At 70.9% G+C, this 508-nt stretch carries 1 protein-coding gene; it reads right to left on the minus strand.

Going from position 1 to position 508, the window contains the following annotated elements:
- Positions 1–176: 176 nt before the first annotated feature.
- Positions 177–508: MGMT family protein (locus tag AD89_RS0116730; protein WP_025780689.1), on the minus strand; the 332-nt coding region annotated here is incomplete at its 5' end.

Consider the following 508-nt stretch of genomic DNA (forward strand, 5'->3'; position numbering starts at 1 on the left):
CCTCGCCGAGGTGGACCTGCTCAACGAATGGACGACGCCGATCGGGTCGACCGTGTGGGCGATTCCGCCCGGAGCGACCGAGGACGGCTACGTCGGGCAGGAGCTGTTCGACGGGTGAGGAAGCGTCGCGGCCGCCGGGCCGATGACGGGCGCCGGGCCGATGAGTATGAACGGGCTCAGAACAGCGCCTGCGGCAGGGCGCCTTCGAACTCGAGGAGGCGCCGCTTGGTCTCGAGCTCGTGCCCGGGCAGTCCGCCCGAGTACCCGCCGAGCCCGCTGCCTGCGACAACGCGGTGGCAGGGGACGATGATCGGGATCGGATTGAGCCCCATGATCCCGCCGACGGCCCGCGCCGGAATCCCGGTGCCGCTGGCTTCGGCGAGCTGCCCGTAGGTGACCGTGGTCCCCGCGGGAACCTCGTCGGCCAGGGTCGTCAGCACGGTCCTCGCGATGTCCGATACCTGACCGAAGCCCACGGGCAGATCGATGTCACCGAGGCGGCCGTCGA

It is taken from the genome of Brevibacterium sp. VCM10 (assembly GCF_000583215.1).
Taxonomy (GTDB): domain Bacteria; phylum Actinomycetota; class Actinomycetes; order Actinomycetales; family Brevibacteriaceae; genus Brevibacterium; species Brevibacterium linens.